The following is a 6833-nucleotide window of genomic DNA, read 5'->3' on the forward strand; positions in this document are numbered from 1 at the left end:
CCACGGTCCGCGAGGACGTCCCCGCCCTGGCCGACATCCGGGCCACACCGGAAGTACGCGCACGCTGGAGGGGCGGGGACGACCTCGCGGCGGACATGGCCGCCGATCTGGAGGACCCCGGCATCCGGTGTCTGACCATCGGCCACCGGCAGCGGACCGTCGGCATGATCCAGTGGCACGCCGAGGAGGAGCCGGACTACCGGCACGCGGGCATCGACATCTTCCTCGATCCCGCGGTGCACGGCAGGGGCCTGGGCGCCGACGCCGTACGGACCCCGGCCCGTCATCTCGTCGACGCCCACGGTCACCACCGCCTGGTCATCGACCCGGCGGCCGACAACACCGCCGCCATCCGCTGCTACACCAGGGTCGGCTTCCGGCCGGTCGGCGTCATGCGGCGGTACGAGCGCGGCGCCGACGGCACCTGGCACGACGGTCTCCTGATGGACCTCCTGGCCGAGGAACTGGTGCGCTGAGGACGGCGGCGCGGCAGGCCATGACGCGGGCGCAGCGGCGGGCGGCCACGGAGGGCGACGAGAGGCAACCTACGATAATCCATGGATGTATGGAATAGTGCGGTCGCAGTTCCCGTAGGACGCCCGGAAGGAGCCCCATCCCGTGACGAGCACCGCGGCTTCGTCCGCCCTCGCCGCCGGTCCCGACGTACAGCGCCGCATGCTGAGAGTCCTGGTCGCCTCCCAGATCCTCAGCGGGGCCGGGCTCGCGGCGGGCATCACCGTCGGGGCCCTGCTGGCCCAGGACATGCTCGGCACCAAGGGTCTGGCCGGACTGCCCAGCGCCCTGTTCACCGCGGGCAGCGCGCTCGCGGCGATAGGCGTCGGCCGCATCTCCCAGGCCCGGGGCCGCCGCCCGGGCCTGGCCGCCGGATACCTGACCGGCGCGGTCGGCAGCGCCGGCGTCCTCGCCGCCGCGGCCCTCGGCAGTCCTGTCCTGCTGTTCGTCGCGCTGTTCGTCTACGGTGCGGGCACCGCCACCAACCTCCAGGCCCGCTACGCAGGCGCCGACCTCGCCGCCCCCACGCACCGCGCCCGCGCCGTGTCCACGGTCCTGGTCGCCACCACGCTCGGTGGCGTCGTCGGTCCCAACCTGGCCGCCCCCACCGGCGACCTCGCCGCCCTCCTCGGCATCCCCCGCCTGGCCGGACCCTTCCTTCTCTCCGGGGCCGCGTACGCGGCGGCCGCCTGCGTCCTCGCGCTCCGGCTGCGCCCCGACCCCCTCCTGCTGGCCCGCAGCCTCGCCGAAGCCGAGCAGATGCCCGCCGCGCAGTCCGCGCAGGCCGGCCCGGCCGTCGAAGGGGCGCCGGAGGGGCCGCGCGGCGGCGTGGTGCTCGGAGCCCTGGTCATGGTCCTCACCCAGCTCGTCATGGTCGCGGTGATGACCATGACGCCGGTCCACCTGCACGACCACGGCCACGGCACCGCCGCCTCCGGCCTGGTCATCGCCATCCACGTCGGCGCGATGTACCTGCCCTCGCCGCTGACCGGCCGCCTCGTCGACCGCTACGGCAGGATCGCGATCGCCGCCGCCTCCGGGATCACTCTCCTGGTCGCGGGCCTGGTCGCGGCCCTCGCCCCCGGCGACTCCGTCGCCCTGCTGGCACTCGCTCTGGCGCTGCTCGGCCTGGGCTGGAACTTCGGGCTCGTCTCGGGCACCGCGATCATCACCGACATGGTGCCCCTGGCCACTCGCGCCAGGACCCAGGGCATGGTGGACGTCTCCATCGCCATCGCGGGCGCCACCGGGGGACTGGCCTCCGGCATCGTCGTGGACCTCGCCGGTTATCCCGTCCTAGCCCTGACCGGGGGCATCCTCGCCCTCGCCGTCCTCCCGGCCATCGCCGTCACCGCCCACAGCCGATGAAGAGTGGGGGCGAAGAACACAGCATGGGCCCCGGCGCGCGAACGCCGAACCTCACCGGCGTCAGGCGGCGGTCCAGGTAGCCTATTCCATAGATTCGTGGAGGAAGACTCACCGAGGAACGGGAGGAGAGCATGGCGGAGACGGCCGCCAAGGCGCGGCTCTACGACGCGTTCGCGGCCAGCGGCAAGGCCCTGGCCAGCGGGAAGCGACTGGAACTGCTCGACCTCCTCGCCCAGGGCGAACGCACGGTCGACGCCCTCGCGAAGGCGGCGGGACTGAACCTGACGACCGCCTCCGCGCACCTTCAGACCCTCAAGCAGGCCGGATTCGTCAGCACCCGGCGTGAGGGAGTACGCATCCACTACCGGCTCGCCGGCGACGACGTCGCCGAACTGCTCGCCCTGCTGTGCAAGGTCGCCGAGACCCACCAGGCCGGGGTCCCGGCCGCCCGCGACGCCTACCTCGGCGACGGCGGCGGCCGTACGGTCACCCGGGAGGAACTGCGGGCCCGCGCGGAATCCGGACAGGTGGTGCTCCTGGACGTACGCCCGGTCGAGGAGTACCGCGCCGGGCACATTCCCGGCGCCGTCTCCATCCCCGTCGGCGAACTGGCCGCCCGTGTCGGCGAACTGCCCGAGGACGCCGAGGTCGTCGTCTACTGCCGCGGCGAGTACTGCGTCCTCGCCCACGACGCCGTACGCCTGCTCACGGAGAACGGGCGCCGCGCCATCCGCCTCAACGACGGCATGCTCGAATGGCGCCTGGCCGAGCTGCCCGTGGACGCCGGAGCCGGCGCGTGACCCGCGTCCCGCCCCCGCACCCGGGCCTGACCGACGGGCCGGTCTACCTCGACTACAACGCCACCACGCCCGTCGACCCGCGCGTCGTGGAAGCGCTGCTGCCCCATCTGACGGACCACTTCGGCAACCCCTCCAGCATCCATTTCTACGGCGGCGAACCTCGCCGCGCCCTCGCGGCGGCCCGCGCCCAGGTCGCCGAGCTGATCGGCGCCCGCCCGGGCGAGATCGTCTTCACCGCCTCCGGCTCCGAGGCCGACCTGCTCGCCCTGCGCGGGGCCGCCCTGGCCGCCGCCCGGACACGCCCGCACATCATCACCCAGGCCACCGAACACCCCGCGAACCTCGCCACTTGCCAGGCCCTCGAACGCCTCCACCAGGCACGGATCACGGTGCTGCCCGTCGACCGCCACGGCCTGGTCGGCCCGGCCGCGCTGACCGCCGCGCTCGACGAGGACACCGTGCTGGTCTCGGTCATGGCCGCCAACAACGAGACCGGCGCCCTCCAGCCGGTGAGGGAACTCGCCGACGCCGCCCACCGGGCCGGTGCGTTGTTCCACTGCGACGCCGCGCAGGCCGCCGGGAAGATCCCGCTGGACGTGAGGGAATCGGGCGTCGACCTGCTCACGATCGTCGGGCACAAGATGTACGCGCCCAAGGGCGTCGCCGCCCTGTTCGTACGCGAGGGCGTACGACTGGAGCCCGTCGTCCACGGCGGCGGCCAGGAACGCGCGCTGCGCGCCGGCACCGAGAACGTCGCCCTCGCCGTCGCCCTGGGCGCGGCCGCGCGGCTCGCCGCCGACGACCTCGCCGACGGCGGGCACCAGCGGATCAGGGAACTGCGCGACGAACTGCACCACCGGCTCGTCGACGCCCTGCCCGGGCGGGTCCGGCTCAACGGACCGGCGGAGCGGCGGCTGCCGAACACGCTGAACATCGGTATCGACGGCGTACCGGGCCATCGCGTCCTGGACGGCGCGCCCGGTGTCGCTGCCTCCACCGGCTCGGCGTGCCACAGCGGCACCCACACCCCTTCGCCCGTCCTCACCGCCATGGGCATCGCCCCCGCGCGGGCCCTGGAAGCCGTACGGCTCTCCCTCGGCCGCTGGACCACCCGCGACGAGATCGCCGCGGCCGCCACCGCGATCACGGCGGCGGCCACCGCCACCGACCTGCCCAACTCCTCCTCGGCACGGCCCCGGTGACCGTCACTCCGCTGCCCTCGTAGGTCAGCCGGACGAGGGCGTCGACTGCCGTACGGGTACGACGGCCTCGCCGGTGTGTACGAGGAAGGTCAGCGTCTCCTGGAAGTACAGGCGGACGCTGGTGTCGTCGTGCGACAGGTAGCCGATGGACAGGTCCTGGCCGAGGCGCAGTTCGAAGTCCCCGCCCCGCGTCGACAGCAGGAACGCCCCCTCGACGGCGGGCGCCCAGACGATGTCGCCGTCCAGTACCCGGCCGATGTGTTCGATGATCGGGTAGCCGTAGTCGGACGTCTCGCTGACCGCGGTGTACGCCGCCGCGCTCAGCGCCAGTGCGTACGGGCCGCCGACCCCGGCGAGCCGCAGCTCGGTCAGGGCCTTGCTGACGACGTCCGGGTACTGGCGTGCCTCGGCCGGCAGGGTCAGGGCGGAGTTGGACGAACTCTCCCGCAGACCGGCGATGTCCGCGGACGGGTAGCCCTCGAACACGGCGCGGTCCTCGGCGAAGGCGATCTGCCGCGCGGCGTCCTTGACCGGCTGCCAGTCCGCGTCCTTGGCGCCACGAGCGACGTCGTCGACCTGCTGCCGGTCCACGGTGAACGGCACCCGCAGCTCGACCAGCGGCTGGAACCGGCGTACGCGCGCCTCGACCCCTTCGGCCGGGGCCGCCACGGTCCGCAGGTGCCCGGTCCCCACACCCGCGGACTCCGGGCCGCCCTGCTCGGGCACGTCGACGACGCGGCGTGCCGCGACGTGCCGCTTGAACGTGCGCCGGGCCTCCTCCTCCAGATCGGCCCACGCGGCGGCGGAGATGGGTGCCAGTTCGCGGTGCAGATTGTCCATCGCGGATGCTCGCCTCCTGTCACATCCTCAGATCGCCGATCCCCAGCGAGCCGTCCTCGGCCGGCGTCCGGACCGCCGCCGGCACGGGCCCGGTCTCCTCGGCGCCTTCGCCGGCCTCCTCGCTCGCGCGCCCGGCCGGCGCGCCCGGGAGATCGTCGAGGAAGTCACTGGTGGGCACGGCGAACAACGACCCGGTCACCGCGGTGGAGAAGTCCAGGATCCGGTCGTGCGCGGCGGGCGGGGCGCCCAGGAACATGCGCTCCAGCATCCGCTCGATCACGGCCGGAGTACGGGCGTAGCCGATGAAGTACGTACCGAACTCGCCCTGCCCCACGGTCCCGAAGGGCATGTTGTCGCGCAGGATCTCGTGCTTCGTCCCGTCCGGGTCCTCGATCGTGGTCAGCGCCACGTGCGAGTCGGCCGGCTTGACCGCGTCGTCCAGTTCGATGTCGGACAGTTTCCTGCGCCCGATGACCATCTCCTGCGTCTCCACCGGCAGGGCGTTCCACGCCTCCAGGTCGTGCACGTACTTCTGCACGGCCGCATAGCTGCCCCCGGCGAACTCCGGGTCCTCGTCGCCGATCAGGACGGCCGTGCGCGCCGCCCGGCCCGTCGGGTTCTCCGTGCCGTCCACGAAACCGAGCAGGTCCCGCACGTCCAGGTACTTGAATCCATGCACCTCGTCCCGCACGGTGACGACGCCGCGAATCCGTTCCATGATCTCGGCGGCCAGCGCGAAGCAGAGGTCCGGTCGGGCCGCGCGGATGTGGAACAGCAGGTCGCCGGGGGTGGAGACCGCCCGGTGCCGGGCACCGGTCAGCTCGCGGAAGCGATGCAGCTCCGCCGGACGCGGGCCCGCGAACAGCCGGTCCCAGGCCTCCGAGCCGATGCCCGCGACCACGCTCAGTTTCCCCTCCGGCGTCGCCCGGAACCCGACCGCCTTCTGCAGCCCGCTCAGTTCGGACAACGTGTCCCGTACGACCGGCTCGCCACCCGGGTTGACGGTCAGGACCAGGAAGATCGCCGCACTCGTCAGCGGGGAGAGTACCGGCTGGGGCTCCGGGGCCCGGGAGTCTGCGTACACGGGGCACGCCCCTTCCTGAGGGTCACGGGCGGGCACCTGTTCACCGTATGGCCCGGACCCGGCACCCGCCACCGCGCCTCGGCCGCCCATGTCCGGGCCGCCCGGAGACCGGTTTGACTTGCCGCAGGCCCGTGGGAGGCTGGATGAAGGGCAGCCGTGGAGGTGGGACGGCCAGGTCGGGAGCAGGCGTTCCTTCTGTGGGAAGACGTGCCATGAACGACGCAGACGACGACTTCACGCGGTGGCTCACGAGCCACACCGACGAGCTGAACCGCCTGGGATCCCTCGCCCGCGCCGTCTCGGCCGACCCCCAATGGCCGGTGACGGCCACGCTCGAGACCTACCGCGAGTACCTGGAGAGCCGCGGCGCCGCCCCGGAGGTGATCGACACCCTGTCCCGGGCCTGGAGCGAGTTCGAGCACCTGCACCACCTCCACTGAGGGCAGGGACCGCCCCTCAGACGCGCGCCGGCCGCGCCCCGGGTTCGACGTGCTCGTGCTCGCAGGCGTCGTCGATGCCGTAGGTGTCCCAGGCGGGGAACGGGTCGACGGGCGGCAGGCTTTCGCCGTCGGTCATGAGGCAGTCGGTCAGCGCCGCGTGCAGCGCGTCCGCACGCAGGTGCGTGCCGATGAAGACCAGCTCCTGGCCCTCGGGACTGTCGGTGTCACGGGCGGCGGAGGGTTCGAAACGTGCGACGGACCCGGCCTGTGACCACAGCCCCGTCACCCGCCGGCGGCCGGCCAGCGCGAAGAACCCCTTGGAGCGCAGCACCTCGCCGAATGCGCCGCTGTCCAGCTTCTCGGTCACGAACGTCCACAGCCGGCCGGGGTGGAACGGCCGCCCGGCGCGGAAGACGGTCGAGGAGATCCCGTACTCCTCCGTCTCCGGGACGTGGTCGCCGTTCAGCTCCCTCACCCAGCCTGGGGCCTGCTGGGCGCGTTCCAGGTCGAACAGCCGGGTGCCCAGTACGTCGCCGGCCTTCACGCGGCCGTGGACGGCCGGGACGACGCGGGCGAGAGGGTTGAG

Annotated in this window: 8 protein-coding genes; 5 read left to right on the forward strand and 3 right to left on the reverse strand. The window is 73.1% G+C overall.

Annotation, left to right across the window (positions count from 1 at the left end; translation table 11 throughout):
- The first annotated feature begins 26 nt into the window (after window positions 1–26).
- The 4 genes from ACIP4X_RS33595 (at window position 27) to ACIP4X_RS33610 (ending at window position 3883) form a co-directional block, all read left to right on the forward strand.
- Entirely contained in the window at window positions 27–476 is a 450-nt protein-coding gene (locus ACIP4X_RS33595) for a GNAT family N-acetyltransferase (protein ID WP_401352044.1), read from the forward strand.
- A gap of 142 nt (window positions 477–618) precedes the next feature.
- Window positions 619–1881 carry an MFS transporter gene (locus ACIP4X_RS33600; RefSeq protein ID WP_401352036.1) on the forward strand — a complete coding sequence of 421 codons (1263 nt, stop codon included), beginning with the start codon at window positions 619–621 and terminating at the stop codon, window positions 1879–1881.
- A gap of 131 nt (window positions 1882–2012) precedes the next feature.
- Complete coding sequence (locus tag ACIP4X_RS33605) at window positions 2013–2681, forward strand: metalloregulator ArsR/SmtB family transcription factor (protein WP_358736746.1); 669 nt, start codon at window positions 2013–2015, stop codon at window positions 2679–2681.
- Window positions 2678–3883, forward strand: a complete 1206-nt coding sequence (locus tag ACIP4X_RS33610; RefSeq protein ID WP_391457517.1) for an aminotransferase class V-fold PLP-dependent enzyme — start codon at window positions 2678–2680, stop codon at window positions 3881–3883. Before ACIP4X_RS33605 ends, ACIP4X_RS33610 begins: the two co-directional genes overlap by 4 nt.
- Before the next feature lie 24 nt (window positions 3884–3907).
- Here the strand turns inward: ACIP4X_RS33610 and ACIP4X_RS33615 are convergent, their stop codons facing one another.
- Together ACIP4X_RS33615 and ACIP4X_RS33620 are read right to left on the reverse strand one after the other, a co-directional pair.
- Entirely contained in the window at window positions 3908–4723 is an 816-nt protein-coding gene (locus tag ACIP4X_RS33615) for a family 1 encapsulin nanocompartment shell protein (RefSeq protein ID WP_358736743.1), read from the reverse strand.
- A gap of 19 nt (window positions 4724–4742) precedes the next feature.
- Entirely contained in the window at window positions 4743–5807 is a 1065-nt protein-coding gene (locus ACIP4X_RS33620) for a Dyp-type peroxidase (protein WP_358736741.1), read from the reverse strand.
- Between the two features lie 212 nt (window positions 5808–6019).
- On the opposite strand from ACIP4X_RS33620, the gene ACIP4X_RS33625 reads away from it, so the two are divergent.
- Window positions 6020–6247, forward strand: coding sequence for a YozE family protein (locus ACIP4X_RS33625; RefSeq protein ID WP_358736739.1), 228 nt, complete (start codon window positions 6020–6022; stop codon window positions 6245–6247).
- A gap of 16 nt (window positions 6248–6263) precedes the next feature.
- Here the strand turns inward: ACIP4X_RS33625 and ACIP4X_RS33630 are convergent.
- The coding region (locus ACIP4X_RS33630; protein WP_358736737.1) for a GTP-binding protein at window positions 6264–6833 on the reverse strand (570 nt) is incomplete at its 5' end.

Origin of the sequence: Streptomyces sp. NPDC088817 (assembly GCF_044750345.1) — a bacterium.
In the GTDB taxonomy this organism is placed as follows: Bacteria; Actinomycetota; Actinomycetes; order Streptomycetales; family Streptomycetaceae; genus Streptomyces.